Origin of the sequence: Sphingobacterium sp. UBA7249, from assembly GCF_002472835.1 — a bacterium.
In the GTDB taxonomy this organism is placed as follows: domain Bacteria; phylum Bacteroidota; class Bacteroidia; order Sphingobacteriales; family Sphingobacteriaceae; genus Sphingobacterium; species Sphingobacterium prati.
Genome location: NZ_DKST01000001.1, coordinates 572,415 through 593,299, shown reverse-complemented (window position 1 = coordinate 593,299; position 20,885 = coordinate 572,415). Strand labels below are relative to the sequence as shown.

Below are 20,885 nucleotides of genomic sequence, written 5' to 3'. Positions count from 1 at the left end.
TATAATCAATGAGAAAATTTGTACTATTTTCTGTTGCTCTTGGATTGAGTTTTCCTTCTGAATCCTATTCTTTCGTAAAGAAAGAAGGCGCGTTGAGTAGCTCTAACTTACCGAGCGCTCTTCTTCGCTCTTTATCGAAAACTACGGTTCAAAATACGGTGCAAGGTACTGTAACGGATGGAAAAGGTCCAGTCTCTGAAGTAAGCGTTTCTGTCATCGGCGGAAGTGCATCTACTAAAACCGATGCAGAGGGGCGTTTTAAGATTACAGCTGCCGTAGGAAGCAAATTGCGTTTTTCTTCAATCGGATATATTACGCAAGATGTTACTGTCACTTCGAATTCCATTAACGTAACGTTAGCAGTCGATAATCAATCGTTGGATGAGGTGGTCGTGGTTGGTTACGGTACCCAAAAGAAAGGGAATTTAACCGGGGCGGTTTCATCAATTAATGTAAAAGACAATTTGCAGGGACGTGCTATCGCGGATGTGGGGCGTGGTATTCAAGGGACTACTCCAGGTTTAACCGTGGTCGTTCCGAGCGGCGAAGTTGGTTCAGATCCTGTGATGAAGATTAGGGGGCAAATTGGATCGATAGCAGGCCAGTCGAATCCTTTGATCTTATTGGATAATGTGGAGATTCCGAGTATTCAATTGGTTAATCCTGCGGATGTGGAATCTATTACCGTATTGAAAGATGCAGCGGCAGCTTCCATTTATGGTGCGAAGGCTGCATTCGGCGTTGTTTTGATTACGTCAAAAAAAGGCGCCAAAGGTGGAGATACCTTCAATATAAGTTATAATAATAACTTTTCTTTCCAGAATTCTGCAGTTGACTATAACATGGGTGATGTGAATGCACTTAAGTATTCACTTGAAGCTGCTGAAAGGATTGGCGAAACTGAAGCAGGCGCATTCTATAAAGTCAATAGACAGAGTTATGACCTTGCTGTTAAATGGAAAGAAAAATATGGTAGTACAATTGGGGCCAATGATCCTACTGTTTATGGACGTGACTGGTATGTAAATCCTGCTGAGCCTACAAAAAAATATGGTGTACGTACCTATAATGTGGAAGATTATATGATTCGGAAGGCTGCGCCTACATCGCAACATGATCTAAGTATCTCGGGTACTTCTGGGAAAACAGATTATAATTTAAGTATGGGATTGTTGAATCAATCGGGGATGATGAAGCCTACTGACCATGATAGATTCAGACGTACAAATGCTGCTTTGCGATTATCTACTGAGTTGAATAAATATGTGACTGTCCGCGGGGGTGCAATTGTGTCACGTCGTAAAAAGGAATATCCATATACAACAAGCTCAACAACTGCCGATCCTTGGTTGTACCTATATCGTTGGAGTTCGCTTTACCCGATGGGCTATGATGAAAATGGTAAGATGATCAGAAGTCCGTGGAGCGAGGTTTCTTCGGCGAACACGGCTAGCTTCCAGAATAATTATTTGAATTTGAATTTGGGAGCGACGGTAAATATTATGAAAAACTGGAAAGTAGATTTTGATTATACGTTCTCCAATCAAGAAGAAATTACGACACAACCAGGCACACGTTTTACTGCTGCTGATTCTTGGATCGCTGGTGTGGCGCGTAAAGATGCTGCGGGAGCTCCAGTCTACGTCAATTCAGATGGTCAGGTTGTGGCTGCGGGCGCCGCAGGTGCTATGGCGGCTTATGATTTGAATTACTATATGTATACGGCTAATGGCGCAAATCCGGACCATTTTCTGCGCGCAGCAGGTAACCGACGTAACAATACAATCAACGCCGTTACAACGTATAATCTGAATATCAATGATGATCATGAGTTCAAGTTCTTGGCAGGTATCAATAGGGTTACCTTAGATTATGATATGAACTCCTCTCAGACCTTCAATTTGCTCGACATTAAGAATCCGCAGTTAGGCTTTGGTGTAAATACATCATCGCAGCAAGCCAAAGGTGACGCCTTATGGGAGGCGCAGTTGGGCTACTTTGGTCGGGTAAATTATGCATATAAAAACAAGTACTTAGTTGAAGCAAATATCCGTTACGACGGTTCTTCGAAATTTCCAAAAGACCTGAAGTGGCAATGGTTTCCTTCCTTTTCTGCTGGCTGGGTCGCATCCGAAGAAAGTTTTATGGAATGGGCAAAACCTACATTAAATCAATTGAAATTTAGAGGATCTTGGGGATCAATTGGGGATCAGACGGTATTGCCAAGTTTGTATACTTCAACGATGATCCCTAGTGATATCAATTGGTTGGGTGCAGACGGAAGTCGTTACTATAATATTGGTACACCATCGGCGGTGCTAAGCAGTTTGGGCTGGCAGCGTATCGAAACTACTGATATCGGTTTGGATATGCGAATGTTTAAGAACAAATTCGGCGTGGTGTTCGACTGGTACCGTCGTGATACAAAAAATATGATTGTGCCTAGCGGTAATGTAAGTGCCACTTTTGGCGCTCCGCCACCGCAGGGAAACTTTGGAGCGTTGCGTACCCAAGGTTGGGAGTTAGCGATGGATTTCAATCATCGCTTTGAAAATGGACTTGGATTCAATGTTCGCGGAACATTGTCAGATGCAAAGTCAACTATTCAGAAGTATACAGATACCAAGGTGATTTCTGATTATTATGTTGGTAAAGATGTGGGTGAAATTTGGGGGTATCGTACAGATAGATTGTATCAAACTTCTGATTTTGAATACGGCACCGATGGTAAAATCATACAGATCAATGTAGCTGGTAAAGACATGAATAAATTGTCGGATCCAAATGCTGCCTACAATACATTTGCCACGGATAGTAAATTTAAGTTTGGGCCGGGTGATGTGAAATTTGCGGATTTAAATGGTGATGGTAAGATTGATAAAGGGGCAGAAACCTTAAGTGATCATGGTGATTTGGAGATTATTGGTAACGAAACACCACGTTATGAGTACGGTTTCCGTTTAGGACTTGATTATAAGGGTTTTGATTTTTCAGCCTTTTTGCAAGGTGTCGGTAAGCGTCAGCTTTGGGGGAATGGATTTCTTACGATTCCTGGTTATAATTCTTCGGACGGCGCGATGCCAGCTGCTATTGCCGATAATTTCTGGACGAAAGATAATACAGCTGCTTTTTATCCAGCAGCGTTTAATAATACAGCAAGCAATGATGCCAATAATATGGTAAAACAGTCGCGTTATCTGCTCGATATGTCTTATATGCGTATTAAGAACATTACATTAGGTTACACCTTGCCTTCGTCACTGACAAATAAAGCTTATATCAAAACGGCGAGAATATATACTTCGTTAGAGAATTTCTTTACGTTTGATAAGTTGAATGGTTTGCCTGTGGATCCTGAAGCAATCAACGGCTTTTCTATATTCAATGAGAAGAACTATAATTCAGGAAGAACAGGGGTTGGTACACCAATGTTTAAATCTGTTTCGTTTGGTGTCCAAGTTAACTTCTAAAATTTACAAAAATGAAACTTACAAAGAAAATAGCTTTTTTGGCGATGGGGGCAACACTCCTACTGTCATCTTGTAATAAGGATGTTTTGGATCGTAACCAGTTGACTAATATTGAGGATCAAAATAGCTGGGGAAATGAATTGGCTTTGCGTCTTTATGCGAATGGATTCTATCCAAATTTTTTTACCGGGTATAATTCGGGCTATGCAACGGCCTATGCTCCTGTGACGGGATATAATTTTTCCGATGATCTGACGAAGAGAAATATTCAGGATAATTTCGAAAATACGGTTCCGTCATCCCGTAAGAATGATTATTCAAGTACAATTGCTTTGATGGAAACGCCGCAAATGTTGCGGGAATATTCAGGTCCTACCTGGAACTTTGTTTACATAAGAAAAGCAAATATTTTTGTTGACCGCATTGAGCGTGTAACTAAACCAAATATTAATGATGAGACCTATCGTCACTGGATGGCTGTGGCTCGTTTTTTCAGAGGATCGGAGTATAGTCGTCTGGTAGAGGTGTTTGGTGATGTTCCTTATTATGATAAGGAGCTGAAAGATACTGAAACGGATCTTTTGTATAAAGACCGGGATAATCGTAGTGTGGTCATGGACCGTGTGTATGAAGATTTCCAGTATGTTTTGGATAATATGCGTACAAATGATGGGAAGCAATATCTAAATAAATATGTGGCGGCGTCCTTCATTTCGCGTTACATGTTGTTTGAAGGATCTTATTTATACTATCACAATATAGATAAAGAAAGAGCGAAGAAATATTTGGAATTGGCGCAGAAAGCTGCTGAAGTCGTGATGAATGCTGGGGCATATAAATTTACAAGTGACTTTAAAAGCTTATTTGCTTCGGAAGATTTAAGTGCCAATCAAGAGGTGATTATGTACCGTGCTTATGATGCCACTAAAAGTGTGACGCATAGTGTTGGTTCATATAGCAATGGTACGGAGCGTCAAGACAATGCATCGAATCTTGTTCTTGTCAAATCATTTCTATGTAATGACGGAAAACCTTGGCAAAATTCGTCTATAGCAAATGCAAGCAGTTTCTCCATTAAAGATTTGGCAGTTACAAGAGATCCGCGTTTTGAAGCATCATTTTATGAAAAGCCATTAACTTCATCGTCAACTTTATTCTATGCCTTTAAGTTTGCGTCGCGGGAAGCTTTGACCTATATCGGCGGTAAATATCCTGCAGCTTGGGCTTCCAGTACAAACACATCGGATGCGCCAGTTATTCGTTTGGCTGAGGTGGTGCTCAATTTTGTCGAAGCGAAGCAAATTTTGGCCGAGGGATTTGGTGGAGCGCCCGTTACACAAGGAGATGTCGATAAGTCCATAAATGCAATACGTAATCGTCCTTTGGATGCTGTCGCTACTGCTAAAGGTGTTCAGAAAACAGCACCGCTGCAAGTTGGAGCAATCGCAAACGATCCATCAAGAGATGCGGATGTATCTCCATTAACTTGGGAGATTCGTCGCGAACGCCGCATGGAGTTTGTGTATGAAGGACTTCGTTTGTTGGATATCAAAAGATGGAAGAAATTGGATTATATGAATTTTGATAAAAATCCAGATTATTATCGTGGTCCTTGGATTGATGTTCAGAAAGATATCCCAGGTTTATTGGATCCTTCGAAGATTGGGGTTCTTAAAGTAGTGGATGCCAATAATAAGGTGATTATTTACGACGGTAAGAATGCTAATCAAATGGTTGGTTTCTATCTTGTCGAAACGGTGACAAACCGAGAGTCTTTCAATGATCGATCGTATATGGCGCCAGTAGGTCTAGAGCAGGTGAATGAATATGCTGCAAAAGGCTACAAACTGACCCAAACAAAAGGTTGGTAATTTGATACTAATTGTTATTAAGCCTTGTCTAAGAATTTAGGCAAGGCTTTTTATTAAATAACCAATTTATTGGTATATACTATCGTGCATAAAAACGCATTTTTATTTTTTATTTGCGCATAAAAACGCTATTTTTAAGAAAACTTAATCCATGAAACCGAAGTGTACTGCTGTTATTATTGCATTATTATGCATTTTCAACTTCTCCTTTGCGCAATCTTTTAAATTTGCCCATGTGACTGATACGCATGTTGGTGGTGCAACAGGAGAGGACGATCTGCGACGTACTGTAAAGGATCTAAATACATTTACAGATATTGATTTTGTTATTCTCTCCGGGGATATCACGGAGTTTGGCGCTGATCAGGAACTGAAATTGGCAAAGCGGATTTTGGATAGCTTGCAGCTACCCTGGTACGTAATTCCGGGCAATCACGATGGCAACTGGTCTGAAAATGGAGCCAATACCTTTCGTACTGTCTTTGGGGGAGAGACTTTTTTCTTTAAACATAAGGGCTATCAATTTATAGGCACCAATTCCGGTCCGAATATGCGTATGAGTCCCGGTCAGATCCCGCGTGAAAATTTGGTGTGGATGGATTCTGTCTTTGCAGCGAACCCCGACAAGCAGACGCCATTAATTTATATCAATCATTATCCACAAGATTCCTCCTTGAACAATTGGTTTGATGCATTGAAGCGCGTTAAAACACGCAATGTTCAATTGGCGTTTTGTGGGCATGGCCATACGAATAAGGCCTACGATTGGGAAGGTATTCCGGGGGTGATGGGACGATCTAATCTACGCGCAAATAATGCTGTGGGGGGATATAATATCGTCACCATTGCTGATGGAAAAGCTGCCTATCAGGAACGTAATCCAGGCGTGGGGACGCAAGAAAAACCTTGGCTGGAGGTGCCTTTGTTTGATCATCATTATGATAAGGAGACTGCTGTTTACCCGCGCCCAAGCTATGCTGTCAACGAAAAATATGCGGGTGCCGTTCATGTGAACTGGACTTTCGAAGATGCAAGCGACATAGGTGCTGGACTGACCATCGATAAAAACAAAGTAATTACTTCAAATACAGCTGGGGATATTTTTGCACTGGATCTTAAATCTGGTAAAAAACTTTGGTCTTATAGGACGGGAGGAAAGGTGTATTCTACTCCTGGAGTTTGGAAAGGTATTGTTGTGGCAGGATCTTCAGATCATTTTATTTATGCTGTCGATGTAGAAAATGGAAAACTGCTCTGGAAGGTGCAAACAGATAAAGCTGTGTTGGGGTCACCCCTGATTCAGGATGGTGTTGCTTTTATCGGAGGCTCCGATGGTAAATTCAGAGCCTTGGATGTAAAGACTGGACAATTAAAATGGAGTTTTGACGGAGTCAAGGGGTTTGTCTCTACTTTGCCAACGTATTATTTGGGCAATGTCATTTTTGGCTCTTGGGGGAATGGATTTTATGCATTGGATGCAGAAACCGGAAAACTGTCCTGGGAATGGAATAACGGACACGCGAACCGGATGTTTTCAGCTGCTGCCTGTAATCCTGTTGGGGTAAATAATCGTGTTTTTGTTGTTGCACCGGATCGCTTTATGACTGCTTTGGATGCAAAGAATGGTGCTGTAATCTGGCGCGAAAAGAAAGATTCGATTCGTGTGCGTGAGTCTATGGGACTTGCCGCGAATCATGAATTTGTTTATGTGAAAACAATGGATGGCGATTTATTGGGCATTGCTACAAAGGGGGAGCAGATGAATGTGGTTTGGAGATCAAAGCTGAAATTACCATATGAGCTGACTCCTTCTGCGATCAAGACAAACCGCAAATTGGTCTTTGTGCCGAGTCATTCGGGTTTGCTTTCCGCGGTGGATGCAAAAACAGGCGCGGTTATCTGGCAATACAAAATTTCCAATGGAATGGTTAATCCTGTTGCTGTTCACGGTAATAAGGAGGTGATTGCTAGTACGATGGATGGGAAAATAGTTTCTTTGCGATTCTAAACAACCGTTTGAATTGATTTTATTAAAAATAAATGCCTTATTATGATAAAAGAATGTCTAAACTTCTTAAATTTACGTCAAGCTTTTTTGCTTGTTTTTGCATGTTTTGTTTTTAACTTTGCGCAAGCACAGCAAAATGCTTGGATTCGAATAAACCAATTAGGCTATACTCCGGCGGGCAAAAAGGTCGCAGTATGGGGCGGGAAATCAATCAGGCAGCTTCGTTCTTTTGAGGTTAAGAATGCAAAGACGGGCAAAACAGTCTACGTCCATCCTGTAGGAAGGGATTATGGCGAATATGGTCCCTTCGTTCAAAGTTTTCGATTTGATTTTTCGGCTATACAAGATACGGGAAGTTTTTTTATTCAAGCGGCTGAGATCAAATCTCCAAATTTTAGAATTTCCCCTGATGTTTATAAGGGTGCCGCAGACTTTGTATTACGCTATATGCGTCAACAACGAACATTGTTCAATCCTTTTTTGAAGGATAGCTGCCATACGCACGATGGTTTTACACTGTATGCAGGTAAAGTAGGGATTGCGGATAGTACACATATCGATGCTGGCGGAGGATGGCATGACGCGTCTGATTATTTGCAGTATGCGACTACCTCGGCCAATGCGACATTTCATCTGCTGGCAGCCTATCGGGACTTTCCACAGGTATTTGCTGATCAAAAGCAGGCCAATGGCTTAGATGGAAAGAATGGTCGTGCTGATGTGTTGGATGAAGCCAAATGGGGATTGGACTGGTTGTTGAAGATGCATCCAAAAGCGAATCAGATGTACAATCAGATCGCGGATGATCGGGATCACGCAAGTATGCGTATGCCTAAGGAAGATCCGTATTATGGTAGGGGCTACGAACGCCCGGTGTATTTTATTGATGGCGAGCCGCAACAACGGGGTAAGTTTATGAATAATACGACGGGGACAAGCTCTACTGCAGGGAAATTCAGCAGTGCCTTCCGCTTGGGATCGGTACTTTTTGGAAAAGATGATAAAAATTATGCAAAGCTGTTGTCTCAGAAAGCCGAGACGGCTTATGCGTATGCAAATATAAAACCGGGGGTGACACAGACGGTGTCCGTCAAATCACCGTATATCTATGCCGAAGACAATTGGGTGGATGATATGCAGCTGGCGGCAGCCATGGGGTTTTCGGTAACAGCGAAAAGGAAATTTGCTGAAGAAGCGCTGCGGTATGCCAGACAGGAAAAAATAACGCCTTGGATGGTAACAGATACTGCCGCACATTATCAGTGGTATCCTTTTATCAATTTGGGACATTATGAATTGGCTAAAAAATTAAAAGGACAGGATCGCGAGGAGATTGTCTCATACTATAGGCAAGGGATTGAAGAGGTGACTAAGAGGGCTGAGCAAAATGCATTTTTAAGAGGAATCCCTTTTATTTGGTGTAGCAATAATTTGACGGCTTCTTTCGCTATTCAATGTCTCTGGTATAAAGAGTTGACAGGAGATAATCGTTTTGATGAACTGGAGCAGGCCAACTTTGACTGGCTTTTTGGTGCCAACCCTTGGGGAACAAGTATGGTATACGGACTTCCGTCATGGGGCGACACACCCGTTGATCCGCATTCTGCTTTTACCTATTTGGGCAAGCACCCGATTGACGGGGGATTGGTGGATGGTCCGATTATGGCGTCTACTTATCGTAACTTGATCGGTATTAAGTTGAATAACCCCGATAGTTATGCAGATTTTCAGAGTGACTTGGCTGTTTATCATGACGATTATGGTGATTACAGTACCAATGAACCTACGATGGATGGAACGGCTTCACTGATTTACTTGTTGGCAGCGAAAGAAGGAAAGGCGTTGGGGGAGCCTGCTGGAAAAAAGTAAGCAGGGATCTCTTCGGAGCTATTGTCCGTGGCGATTCCCTAGTCAAAAAAGTGGCTTTACTTTTTACGGGGCACGATTTATCGGAGGGAACGGATGCGGTTTTGAATAGTTTAAAGCGTTATCATGTGAAAGGGAATTTTTTCCTTACAGGGGACTATCTGCGGAATGCAGGTTTCAGACCTTATGTTCGACGGATGTTAAAAGATGGACATGTGGTGTCAGGGCATTCCGATAAGCATCTCCTGGTCAGTGACTGGGGAAGCCGTGATGAATTGCTGGTCAGCCGGGATTCGTTCCTGCGGGATTTGAAGACCAATCTGGATGAGCTGGCACTTTCGGGGATAGATACACGACGACTGCACTATTATATGCCGTCTTATGAATGGTATAACAGTCAGACGGTTGAATGGGCAAAAGAAATAGGGCTGTCTTCCATCAATTATACGCCCGGAATACGGACTGCCGCTGATTATACCTTTCCAGAAATGGGTAAACGTTATCTGTCTTCAGAGGCGATTTTGGAGGGACTTTGGTCTTATGAAGAGAGGTTAGGCCTGAATGGTTTTATGATGTTGATCCATATGGGTACCGATGCCAGACGAAAAGATAAGCTATATCATCATTTGGATGATATCATCACAATATTAAAAAAGAAAGGTTATCAAATAGTGGATATACCAAGTTTATTGAATTAAGAAATACAATATATATTAAGAATGGTTAATACAACGGAGAAAGATTCGAATTATCAGGATTTGGACAAGATGTCTGTACATGAATTATTGACTAATATCAATAACGAGGATAAATCTGTGCCGCTAGCTGTTGAAAAGTCAATTCCTCAGATCGAAGCATTGGTTAAGGTTACTGTGGAGAAAATGAAAGCTGGAGGCCGAACGTTTTATATCGGGGCGGGTACCAGTGGTAGACTTGGGGTCTTAGATGCATCTGAATTACCTCCAACTTACGGTGTGCCATTTGAATGGATCATTGGATTAATTGCGGGTGGTGATACCGCAATCCGAAAGGCAGTGGAGTTTGCCGAAGATGATCTGGAGCAGGCTTGGAAGGATATGGAAGCTTACGATATTGACGAGAATGATGTTGTTATCGGTATTGCTGCTTCGGGTACAACACCTTATGTCATCGGTGGTTTGAAGACTGCAAACGAAAAAGGACTTGTAACGGGTTGTATCGTTTGCAACGGCGGTTCTCCGATTGCCGAAGTTGCGCAATATCCGATTGAGGTTATTGTCGGTCCGGAGTTTGTGACGGGCTCTACCCGTATGAAATCTGGTACAGCACAAAAGCTTGTATTAAATATGTTTAGCACGGCCGTAATGATTCAGCTTGGCCGCGTTAAGGGGAATAAAATGGTCGATATGCAGTTGTCAAACCACAAATTGGTCGGTCGCGGTGTTCGTATCATCATGGATCAGACCGGTGCAGCGGAAGAGGACGCTGCTGCTTTGCTGGAACAATTTGGCAATGTAAGACAAGCGATCGAAGCCTATCAGGCGACACATTAAAATCATGACCTATCACTTCACCTATTAAAAACAAACTATGTCACCAGTCATATTATTGTCCTTTATCGTAATCTATTTTGCGGTCTTACTCGCCGTAGCACATTTTACCTCAAAAGGATCTTCAGATAATTCCACCTTTTTTGTGGCCAACCGAAATTCGAAATGGTATATGGTGGCCTTCGGGATGATCGGTACCGCACTCTCCGGTGTAACCTTTATCTCTGTCCCGGGGGCAGTCGGTGCCTCTGAATTCAGCTATTTTCAATTTGTTCTGGGCAATGCAGTAGGCTTCGTTATTATCGCTTATGTGTTGCTCCCGCTATATTACAGGATGAACCTGACCTCCATCTATACGTATTTGGAAGAACGCTTTGGACATACAACTTATAAAACCGGTGCGGCGATTTTTTTGGTTTCCCGTACCATCGGTTCGGCCTTTCGCTTATACCTGGTCGCTATTGTTTTGCAGCACTTTATTTTTGACGCTTGGAATGTGCCCTTTGCAATCACAGTGATGATCTGCCTGGTGCTTATCTGGTTGTATACCAATAAGGGCGGCTTAAAGACCATCATTGTGACGGATACCCTTCAGACGACCTTTTTAGTGACCGCTGTCATTCTATCGATCTATTTTATGGCTAAGGGACTGGATTTTGGAATTGTGGATACTTTCGAAGCAGTCAAAGAAAGTAGCTATTCCAAAATATTTTTTTGGGATGACTTTGTAGGAAGCAAAACCAATTTTTGGAAACAGTTCCTGGGCGGAATTTTTGTTACCATTGCCATGACAGGGCTTGATCAGGATCTCATGCAAAAGAATCTGTCAATGGGAACGATCAAAGAAGCACAAAAGAACATGATTACATTCACAAGTGTGTTTGTGGTAATCAATATTTTCTTTTTGGCCGTGGGAGCCCTGTTGTATATCTATGCTGCCAAAAATGGCATTGATGTATCGCAGTTAGCCACACGTGACTACCTGTACCCTGAGATTGCATTGAACCACCTGGCGATTGTTCCGGCAATCATCTTTATGATGGGATTGACTGCGGCAACATTTGCAACAACGGATAGCGCGCTTACCGCATTAACAACCTCATTCTGTGTAGATTTCCTAAACTTCAATAAGAAGGAAAATCCAAACGATCCTGCGCTTGTCAAAAAGCGTAATTACGTTCACTTTGGCTTCTCGATCGTTATGCTATTGGTCATACTCGTATTTAAACTGATCAATGATGATTCTGTAGTAAATGCGATATTTACTGCAGCCAGCTACACTTACGGACCACTATTGGGATTATTTGTGTTTGGGATCTTTACAAAATATGCGGTGCGGGACAAGGCAGTGCCTTATCTCTGTGTGCTGTCCCCTACGGTATTGTATTTACTAAAAACCTATGTGATTGAAGTTTATACACCGTATGTTATTGGGCTCGACTTGATTATCATCAATGGTTTTATCACTTTCGTGATGCTTTTGATCAGCTCTCCAGGTAAAGCGGACGAGAAGGCGCTTTCCCATAACTAAGCTGCTATATTTGATTTGTACGTACAAAAAAATTAAGTTAAGTTTGAGATACTTAGTTTTTTTGTACGTATGTATCATAGCATAAATGAAACGACGGAGTTTATCCGTAGAAAAATTGGAGATTTTACTCCAGAATTCGGTATCATCCTAGGTACTGGTTTGGGTAAATTGGTTGATGAGATTGAAGTCGAATATCAGCTGATGTATTCCAATATCCCTAATTTTCCCATCTCTACAGTCGAATTTCATTCCGGTAAATTGATTTTTGGAAAATTGAATGGTAAAAATGTGGTTGCCATGCAAGGTAGACTTCATTATTATGAAGGTTATGATATGCAGCAGATTACTTTTCCTATCCGTATCATGAAAGTGCTGGGTGTCAAAAAGCTCTTTGTGTCGAATGCTGCCGGATCGCTGAACCCGGATGTCAGAATGGGTGATTTGGGTGTTATTGAAGATCATATCAACCTCTTGCCTGATAATCCATTGCGTGGGCAGAATCTCGCTGAATTTGGTCCTCGTTTTCCAGATATGAGTGAGCCCTATAACCGTGAGATGATTGAACAGGCGCTTGAGATTGCCTCAAAACATAAAATTACAGCACGAAGGGTTGTATATGTCTCTTCTCCCGGGCCAAATCTGGAAACAAAAGCGGAATATAAATATATGCGACTGATCGGTGGTGACGTCGTTGGAATGAGCACAGTGCCTGAAGTTATTGTTGCCAATCATATGGCTCTTCCGGTGTTTGCAATCTCTGTTGTTACCGACGAAGGTTTTCTCGATGAGCTAAAACCTGTCTCCTTGCGGGAAATTGTCGCTGTTGCTGAGAAAGCAGAACCTAAGATGACATTAATTTTGAAAGAATTGATAGCTTTGCAGTAAATTTAGACTATATACAATTTTAGATGAAGTTGATCGTACGCGTATTAGCCGCACTGTGTGTCTTACTTGTTTGTTCCTTGGATGTTGTTGCGCAAAGCAATGAGGATTGGAGCAGCGCATTGGATTCGGCGAGAGCCAAAGAAGATGGTAAAAAAGATTCGGTTATCCTGTCTGCAAAGTATATCCGTTATGCAACATTGGATATGCTGAAAAAGGGCACCTATACAAGACAAATAGATACTTCACATCGCAATTATCAATATTATAATCCCCAAAACCAACCCTGGAACCCAAGTGTAAATCTGGGTGCTTACGGTCTCGCAACACGCGATTTATTATTTCAACCCAAAAAAACTATTGGATTTCAGTCTGGATTTACTGCCTTGGAGCGTTATCTATTGAATCCGGATTCTGTTCAATATTTTAGGGCAAGGGCACGCTATTCGGAATTGTCGGCAGTGGGATTCTTTTTTAATGATCAGGTCTTCAGGGCCCGGGTAGCGCAAAATATCAATTCGCAATGGAATATGAATGTTGATTTCCATTCAACGAAAACAGATGGATTTTATCTTAATCAAAGCTATGCAGACCTAAAAGCATCGGTGGCCTCATGGTATGAATCGAAAAACAACCGTTATAATTTGTTGATCAATGCGGTCTTCAACCGATTGGATGCTATGGAAAATGGATCTATCATTGAAGATAGGCCATTTACTGCGGAGAACAAGCAAGCTCCGGATCGGTTTCCTACTAAATTTAGGGACCCTTCCAATGCGACTATACCAAGATCCAAATGGTGGGATAATTCGCTGTTTCTGCGGCAGTCGCTCTATGTTGGTCGGATTGATACGGTGGATAAGGGGAAACCCACCCAGCAGATTTATCCGACAAACAGCATGGCGCATAATACGCGGATCAGAAAGCAGACGTATAACTTCTTCAAAAATATGCCTGATGAAAATGCTGCTTTGCCTTATAATAACAAAGCTTTGACGCTTAATAGTGATAAAACGGGCATCACAAACGTGTCTAATGAATTCGAATACAGCTTTTTTCTGCGTGGTAAATCAATTTTTAAAAATGAAGCTAAGCTAAATCTTGCTTTTCAACACGATATGAATTGGGTAGAGCAGAGCCAATTAGATTCTTTGCGTTTCTATACCAATCAGGCTGCCTATCCCGAACCACTGAAGAAATTGCCGGATAGTACAACATTTGACCGTTTCTATCAAAATGGAATTGTTAAAGGCGAGCTGGGCTACAAATTTTCGGATCGATTAGATTTTAGTGTGAAAGCTAATCAAATTGTTTTTGGCCATAATATTGGTGATTTTCTCTATGAAGCAAAAGCGGATATTTCCATGGGAGATAAAATCGGAAAGGTAACGCTTTCTGCTTATTCGCAGAACAAATCACCTGAAATGGTTTTTGAAAACCTAAACTATACTTATGCTAAGTGGAATGACCTGGGTTTAAAAAAGATCAAAATTCAAAATGTAGCCTTTCAATATCGTAACCCGACGCTTGGATTCAATGGAAAAGTGGAGTATTTCCTAATGAATAACTATACTTATTTTGAGGAGTTGTCGAATCCGCAGAATGACCGTAAAAAGGATAAATGGATCAATCCGGCGCAATTGGATAATGCCAATCTATTGAAGGTGAGCGTGGGACAGAAATTTAAACTCAACCATTTTACATTCGATAACTTGGTAGTTTACCAAAAGACTGATCAACAGAATGTGCTGGCTGTTCCCGAACTTTATACTTGGCACAGCCTGTATTATAGCAATCTCTTTTATAAAGTCATTGACTACAGTATCGGTATTGACGCTAAATTTAATACACCTTATGCCAATCCAAATTATTCGATACCGACAGGACAGTTTTATAACGCTTATCAGCAGATCGAATTTTCTACTTATCCGATTATGGACTTATGGATCACTGCAAATATACAGCGTGTTAATATGTTTTTAAGTTATAATTTTCTAAATCAGAATTTTTATCCAAATGGTTATTATACTGTGAGACGTTATCCGATGAATACGGCAAACTTTAGATTTGGTATTTCGTGGAAGTTTTACGATTAATTTCTGTGAAAATTATATGGGTGTTTCTTAGCTTGTTGCGGGTTTTGATGTGGAAAATCTTCGAAAATAATTTTGATAATAGAATTTTTAAGCTATATTTGCACACGCAATTAGGGAACGGCGTTCTTTAAAAAGTATGGAGGCTTAGCTCAGCTGGTTCAGAGCATCTGCCTTACAAGCAGAGGGTCACTGGTTCGAATCCAGTAGCCTCCACAAAGCACCATCAAATGGTGCTTTTTTTTCGTTAGGGGGTTTAGCTCAGCTGGTTTAGAGCACTACCTCGACAAGGTAGGGGTCACTGGTTCGAACCCAGTAATCCCCACAATAAAAAAAGCGTTCTTATGAACGCTTTTTTTATTTAAGTTCTTCGCTGTCTTTAAAACGAAGCGGCCTTTTTGTTTTTAATGGTAGGCTGGATTTGTGCGTTTCTTGCCTAATTTAAAGCCGTAGCCAGTAGTCCATTCAATAAAGTCTGCCTTACCACCATGTGCTTTAATGGAAACTCCAGCAAAGAACTCTTTATATACTTTGTAGCGTAAGCCCGCTCTTAAATATACAGGAGTGCTTTCCCCATTAAACTTGTTTCGGTGCAGGTATACGCCCACATTTCCATTAATATATAATCTGGAGTTGAGGACATGGTCTATGTAAAAAGCTGGGCCATAGGAAAACAATGAAGCAAAGTTGCCTGCTTTGTCACCTGCAATTTTCTCATCGTTACCACTTGCGGAATAGAATGCATCCAGCCCGGCGCCAAGACGCCATTTGTAACCTAAATGCTTGCTGTAATAAGCACCAAATGTTGATTTAAAATATTGACCATCATGCTCCCGGTCGATCTGCTTAAATCCAAAGGCATAGTTGAAGTGGAGCTCTTCCGTTTCTTCCATTTTTGGAATAGCACTTTTTCTGAAGTCAAATGGTTTGCTTGTTGGGGTGTAAGATACCGACAAACTCAAGGGGAGTAGATTGATTCCTGTATTCGGTAAGGCTAATGCACCATTACTGAAATGGTGGAAAGCCACACCGGCACCGACCTGGAATTTCTGGCTCAATCTATAGTTGGCCTGAAGACCGAGATCAATAAATACATTGTTTTTGCTTCCTATAATAAGGTTGAAGGGATTTTCCTCTTCATTGTAGGGGTTAAATCTGCCCGAAAGGCCCAGCGCAATTCGGTAGTTAAAGTTCCATTTACTATTGATTTTCGGTTTGATAGGGATCGCAACAAATCCATAAAGCGCAAAGGGTCTGCCCAAGTGTTCCTGTCCAAATGTACTGCTATAGACGCCTACGCCATAGATCGGATAATTGTATATTTCGTTATAGATACTTTTTAGCGAATCTTGAAATTGTGTCTGAAAGCCAACGCGAAAGTTTAGGCCGCTATAATAAGAATCGGCTAGGGTTTCCTTGGTTCGTTCGTTGAATTTGAGTTCGCCTCCGCTCTCATGCTCAACTTGAAATATTAACCTTGTTTTTGCAGGTTTACGACTATCTGATGTGTCCTTTTGATTTTCTATTCTAGGGGTGACCTGCGCATTTGTACGAACGGAAAAGAGTGCGAAGACCACAAAAACAAGTATGCTTGATCTCATGAATTAAAACGTTAGCGTTTTTTTAAACTTGTGCAAAAATAAGAATGATTAACCATTGTAACAATATTCATTAAACTATTGGGAAATATAATTGATAAATTGCCGTATTCCAGCCACAGCGAACAACATGCAACAGCGCAGCGGCATAAATTGTTTTTGAGATGGATTTAAATATATTGTATATCCACAGCAATTTATCTAAGTTTGAATTGAAAAGAAAAAGGAAATATGATTAAAAACCTATTTAAAATTACCGCTGTTACGTTTGCTTTAACAACAGCGGGGGGTACTTTGTTTGCCCAAAACGCTAAGTTTGACTGGAAAGAAACCACAGAGGGCGGGTATACTTACAAGTACGTGACCAATGATCCTACCCATTCAAGGTTTTATAAACTTAAAAATGGCTTAACCGTTATCCTCAGTCCAACCAAAAAGGAACCGCGTATCCAAACCTACATCGCAACCAAAGCAGGGAGTAAAACGGATCCAAAAGATCACACAGGTTTGGCCCACTATCTGGAACATATGCTCTTCAAGGGTACGGACAAATTTGGATCTAAAGATTGGGCCAAGGAAAAGCCTTTATTGGATCAGATCGACGCACTGTATGAGAAGTATAATAGTACAACTGATGAAACACAGCGGAAAGCGATATATAAAGAGATCGATCGTGTGTCTGGCGAAGCTGCAAAGTATGCTATCGCAAATGAATACGATAAGCTGATGGCTTCCATGGGGGCAGAAGGTACCAACGCATTTACTTCGTTTGAACAGACGGTATATCAAGAGCAGATCCCAAGCAATGTGGTGGATAAGTATCTTGCTGTCCAAGCAGAGCGTTTCAGAAACCCTATTCTCCGCCTTTTTCATACAGAGCTAGAAGCGGTATATGAAGAGAAAAATATTGGATTGGATAAAGATAGCCGCAAGGCTATTGAGGCTATGTTTGAAGCTGCATTCCCAAATAATAATTACGGAAAGCAAACTACTATTGGTACAGTGGAACACCTGAAAAACCCGTCATTAAAAGCAATCCGTGAATATTTTCATACTTATTATGTGCCCAACAATATGGGTGTGATCATGTCCGGGGATTTTGATCCCACAGAAGTGGTAAAGAAGGTAGAGCGGAGTTTTGCCTATATGCAGCCAAAAGAAATACCTGCATATACCTTTGATCCGGAAAAGCCTATTTTAAGTCCAATTGTCCGTGAGGTGAAAGGTCCCGATGCCGAATTTATGTTTATGGGCTTTCGTTTTCCCGGGGCAGCGACCAAGGATGCGCAGCTATTAAATCTGATGAGTCAGATTTTGACCAACGGTTCCGCTGGTCTGATTGATCTGGATTTGGTGAAGAATCAAAAATTATTGGGGGCAGGAGCCTTTCCGTATGTATTGAAAGATTACTCGTTATTGATCCTGCAGGGGAATCCTAGTCAGGGACAGAGTCTGGAGGAGGTGCAGCGGTTGTTGTTAAAAGAATTGGAAAAACTGCGTAAAGGAGAGTTTTCGGATGATTTGATCGGTGCAATTGTCAACAATGAGAAAAAAGATGAGATCAAACAGCATGAAAGTTATGGTGAGCGGGCTGAAGCACTGATGGATGCTTTCACATCTGGCCAGGACTGGGCGTCGGTAGTGAGTTATTCTGATGGATTGAATAAAATTACAAAACAGGATATCGTCGATTTTGCCAATAAGTACCTAAACGAGAATAACTATGTCGTGGTGTATAAACGCAAAGGCGTAGATAATAATGTAGTTAAAGTCGTGAAACCGGAAATTACGCCTGTCACTGTGAATCGTGACGATCAATCTGATTTCTTGAAAACAGTGGCCGCAATGCCCGAGGACAAAATCCAACCGGTGTGGGTAGACTACAATAAAGATGTTCAAAAAGCTGCAGCTAATGGATTGCCGGTACTTGCTGTCAAGAATAATGATAACGAATTATTTTCCCTGTCTTATCGTTTTGACGTGGGTAAATGGAATAATAAATTACTTTCGCTGGCGGCTGGTTACCTGGAATTTTTAGGTACGAAAGGCAAGTCCAGTGAGCAATTCAGTAAAGATTTTTATCAATTAGCATCTGATTTTTCGGTATCGGCTGGAAACGAAGAGACATTGGTTTCGATTTCGGGGCTAAATTCGAATTTTATCGCCACGCAAACTTTAATCCAAGACTTATTGCGCAATTGTGTTGCTGACCAGGAAGCTTTCAAGATGTATATCGCGCGTCTTAAAAAATCAAGAGCTAATGCCAAGGAAAATAAGGCTGCTATTATGGAGGGGCTGAAATCGTATGCAAAATATGGGGCCAAAAATCCATTCAATAACGTGTTCACGGATGCAGAATTGGATGCATTGAAAGCAGAGGATTTGGTGAAAGCACTTCATGATCTGGCTAATATGAAACATACTTTGCTTTATTTTGGGCCCTTGAGTGTTGGTGAATTTGTTGCAAAGGCAAAACCGTTAAAACAAGGCTCAGGTGACTATGTTCAAGGGGCGAAAGCTTTGGTGTTCACTGAGCAGCCGACCAGTAAAAATCAGGTGTTGTTTGCAGATTTTGATATGAAGCAAGCTGAGGTATTCTGGTATAGGACATCAGGTGTTTATTCTGCAGCACTAACCCCTACCGTGTCATTGTTCAATAACTACTTTGGAGGAGGTATGGGAAGTATCGTGTTCCAGACTATCCGTGAATCAAAAGCGTTGGCTTACTCCACTTACGCATTCTATGGGCAGCCTTATAAAAAGCAAAATCATTATACGGTAGGTGCTTATGTCGGTACACAGGCTGATAAATTCAATGAAGCTATAAAGGGGATGAATGAATTACTGGACCTGTTGCCTGAAAGTGCGAAAGGCTTGGATATCGCTAAGGTAAGCTTGCAGAAATCGATTGCTAGTGAGCGTGTGCTAAATGCGTCTGTTTTAAGTAGCTACTTGGCCGCCCAGCGTTTGGGGAATGCAACGGATATTCGTAAAACGGTGTATGAGCAGGCTCCTAAGTTGACGTACGGTGACCTAAGCACGTTTCATAAGAAAGAGATGAGCCAAAAGCCGTATGTATATTGTATTGTAGCAAAGGAAAATAATCTTAAACAAGAAGATCTTGCAAAATTAGGCGAAGTGAAAAAACTAGACCTAAACGAATTGTTTGGGTATTAGTTTACTGGAATAAGAAGGCTTTCGATATGTATCGAGGGCCTTCTTGTTATTACTGTATCTTTATCTACAACGCTTGAGCTTGCCGGTACCTCCGGAAAGCGGGAGAGGGCAGTGTGTATAAAGGGATGGTGTGATTTGAAGATGTTCCCAGAAGGCGAATCAAAACCGCACGATTTCTTCAATCTGTTCGTTGATAAACTGCAGTGTGTCCTCTTTAAATAATTCCCCATTTTCGTTTAATTCCTGCTGTACGTTGGGAAGGAAGATCTTGAGAGGGAGAACATGCATTCTGAGGTAGTGGCATATACCGGTGAGATGGTCTATCCCGCGTAGGTTGCCATATCTTCCAGAAGATAATCCGACCAACGCAACTTTTTTGTGGTAAAAACTTATGGGAAAGGAGCAGCAGTCAATAAACAGCTTGAGCGCACCTGGTATGCTCCCATTATATTCTGGTGCCACAAAAATAAACATATCAGCTTCGCTAACCTTTTTCTGTATAGGTTCAAAAGCTGCACTTCTTTTGCCGTAAAGGTCTGTTTCTAAAATAGTTGCAGGCAGATCTGATAGGGAAAAGATCTCGTTCTCAATGGATTTACGATTAAGTAGCTGTTGGTAGCATTTTGCTATTTTTAACGTCTTACTATGAGGACGGTTTGTTCCGGATATTATTAAAATCATTGTGTTGTTGATACTTATAAAAAGCACTATTTCAAAGTGGATACATATCTTGATTTTTTGTATCTTAGCATCCTGAGGATATGTGCTTTTGATCAATCAAAAGTACAAAATATGCTGAATTTGTTAGGCTAATTTAAATTTAGTGTAAATATTTGGACAAATAAATCTTCAGGAAAGTG

The 20,885-nt window shown here is 41.3% G+C and carries 12 protein-coding genes and 2 tRNA genes; 12 read left to right on the top strand and 2 right to left on the bottom strand.

All coding sequences use genetic code 11. From position 1 onward, the window contains the following. Positions 1 to 8 precede the first annotated feature (8 nt). The 11 genes from B4A24_RS02050 (at position 9) to B4A24_RS02000 (ending at position 15,575) form a co-directional block, all read left to right on the top strand. On the top strand, positions 9 to 3,470 hold the full coding sequence (locus B4A24_RS02050) for a SusC/RagA family TonB-linked outer membrane protein (RefSeq protein WP_293942035.1): 3,462 nt from the start codon (positions 9 to 11) through the stop codon (positions 3,468 to 3,470). Between the two features lie 11 nt (positions 3,471 to 3,481). Then, positions 3,482 to 5,341, top strand: a complete 1,860-nt coding sequence (locus B4A24_RS02045) for a RagB/SusD family nutrient uptake outer membrane protein (RefSeq protein ID WP_293942033.1) — start codon at positions 3,482 to 3,484, stop codon at positions 5,339 to 5,341. 151 nt (positions 5,342 to 5,492) lie between these two features. Beyond that, positions 5,493 to 7,349, top strand: a complete 1,857-nt coding sequence (locus tag B4A24_RS02040) for a PQQ-binding-like beta-propeller repeat protein (protein WP_293942031.1) — start codon at positions 5,493 to 5,495, stop codon at positions 7,347 to 7,349. Positions 7,350 to 7,391: 42 nt separating this feature from the next. Then, complete coding sequence (locus B4A24_RS02035; RefSeq protein WP_293942029.1) at positions 7,392 to 9,218, top strand: glycoside hydrolase family 9 protein; 1,827 nt, start codon at positions 7,392 to 7,394, stop codon at positions 9,216 to 9,218. A gap of 50 nt (positions 9,219 to 9,268) precedes the next feature. Continuing rightward, positions 9,269 to 9,913 (top strand): polysaccharide deacetylase family protein, encoded by a 645-nt coding sequence (locus B4A24_RS02030; RefSeq protein ID WP_293942027.1) that lies wholly within the window; start codon positions 9,269 to 9,271, stop codon positions 9,911 to 9,913. Positions 9,914 to 9,934: 21 nt separating this feature from the next. Further along, positions 9,935 to 10,747, top strand: a complete 813-nt coding sequence (gene murQ, locus B4A24_RS02025) for an N-acetylmuramic acid 6-phosphate etherase (protein WP_288808181.1) — start codon at positions 9,935 to 9,937, stop codon at positions 10,745 to 10,747. Between the two features lie 37 nt (positions 10,748 to 10,784). Beyond that, positions 10,785 to 12,275, top strand: a complete 1,491-nt coding sequence (locus B4A24_RS02020) for a sodium:solute symporter (RefSeq protein ID WP_293942024.1) — start codon at positions 10,785 to 10,787, stop codon at positions 12,273 to 12,275. 69 nt (positions 12,276 to 12,344) lie between these two features. After that, on the top strand, positions 12,345 to 13,160 hold the full coding sequence (locus tag B4A24_RS02015) for a purine-nucleoside phosphorylase (RefSeq protein WP_293942022.1): 816 nt from the start codon (positions 12,345 to 12,347) through the stop codon (positions 13,158 to 13,160). Between the two features lie 23 nt (positions 13,161 to 13,183). Further along, a complete protein-coding gene (locus B4A24_RS02010; protein WP_293942020.1) occupies positions 13,184 to 15,253 on the top strand; it encodes a putative porin in 2,070 nt (689 codons plus the stop codon). A 138-nt stretch (positions 15,254 to 15,391) separates the two neighbouring features. After that, positions 15,392 to 15,466, top strand: a tRNA-Val gene (locus tag B4A24_RS02005). A 34-nt stretch (positions 15,467 to 15,500) separates the two neighbouring features. Next, positions 15,501 to 15,575 (top strand) — tRNA-Val (locus B4A24_RS02000). 79 nt (positions 15,576 to 15,654) lie between these two features. Here B4A24_RS02000 and B4A24_RS01995 read toward each other — a convergent pair. After that, positions 15,655 to 16,851 carry an acyloxyacyl hydrolase gene (locus B4A24_RS01995; RefSeq protein ID WP_293942017.1) on the bottom strand — a complete coding sequence of 399 codons (1,197 nt, stop codon included), beginning with the start codon at positions 16,849 to 16,851 and terminating at the stop codon, positions 15,655 to 15,657. Between the two features lie 228 nt (positions 16,852 to 17,079). Between B4A24_RS01995 and B4A24_RS01990 the strand changes: the two genes are divergently transcribed. After that, on the top strand, positions 17,080 to 20,025 hold the full coding sequence (locus tag B4A24_RS01990; RefSeq protein WP_293942016.1) for a M16 family metallopeptidase: 2,946 nt from the start codon (positions 17,080 to 17,082) through the stop codon (positions 20,023 to 20,025). A gap of 159 nt (positions 20,026 to 20,184) precedes the next feature. Here the strand turns inward: B4A24_RS01990 and B4A24_RS01985 are convergent, their stop codons facing one another. Then, positions 20,185 to 20,706: an NADPH-dependent FMN reductase gene (locus B4A24_RS01985; protein WP_293942014.1), complete on the bottom strand. Its 522-nt coding sequence runs from the start codon at positions 20,704 to 20,706 to the stop codon at positions 20,185 to 20,187. Between the last annotated feature and the right edge of the window lie 179 nt (positions 20,707 to 20,885).

Excerpts from the sequence above, each read along its gene's own strand:
- B4A24_RS01995 (WP_293942017.1), bottom strand. The coding sequence starts at position 16,851 with ATGAGATCAAGCATACTTGTTTTTGTGGTCTTCGCACTCTTTTCCGTT.
- B4A24_RS02020 (WP_293942024.1), top strand. The coding sequence starts at position 10,785 with ATGTCACCAGTCATATTATTGTCCTTTATCGTAATCTATTTTGCGGTC.
- B4A24_RS02040 (WP_293942031.1), top strand. The coding sequence starts at position 5,493 with ATGAAACCGAAGTGTACTGCTGTTATTATTGCATTATTATGCATTTTC.
- B4A24_RS02010 (WP_293942020.1), top strand. The coding sequence starts at position 13,184 with ATGAAGTTGATCGTACGCGTATTAGCCGCACTGTGTGTCTTACTTGTT.
- B4A24_RS02045 (WP_293942033.1), top strand. The coding sequence starts at position 3,482 with ATGAAACTTACAAAGAAAATAGCTTTTTTGGCGATGGGGGCAACACTC.
- B4A24_RS02050 (WP_293942035.1), top strand. The coding sequence starts at position 9 with ATGAGAAAATTTGTACTATTTTCTGTTGCTCTTGGATTGAGTTTTCCT.
- murQ (WP_288808181.1), top strand. The coding sequence starts at position 9,935 with ATGGTTAATACAACGGAGAAAGATTCGAATTATCAGGATTTGGACAAG.
- B4A24_RS01985 (WP_293942014.1), bottom strand. The coding sequence starts at position 20,706 with ATGATTTTAATAATATCCGGAACAAACCGTCCTCATAGTAAGACGTTA.
- B4A24_RS02015 (WP_293942022.1), top strand. The coding sequence starts at position 12,345 with ATGTATCATAGCATAAATGAAACGACGGAGTTTATCCGTAGAAAAATT.
- B4A24_RS02035 (WP_293942029.1), top strand. The coding sequence starts at position 7,392 with ATGATAAAAGAATGTCTAAACTTCTTAAATTTACGTCAAGCTTTTTTG.
- B4A24_RS01990 (WP_293942016.1), top strand. The coding sequence starts at position 17,080 with ATGATTAAAAACCTATTTAAAATTACCGCTGTTACGTTTGCTTTAACA.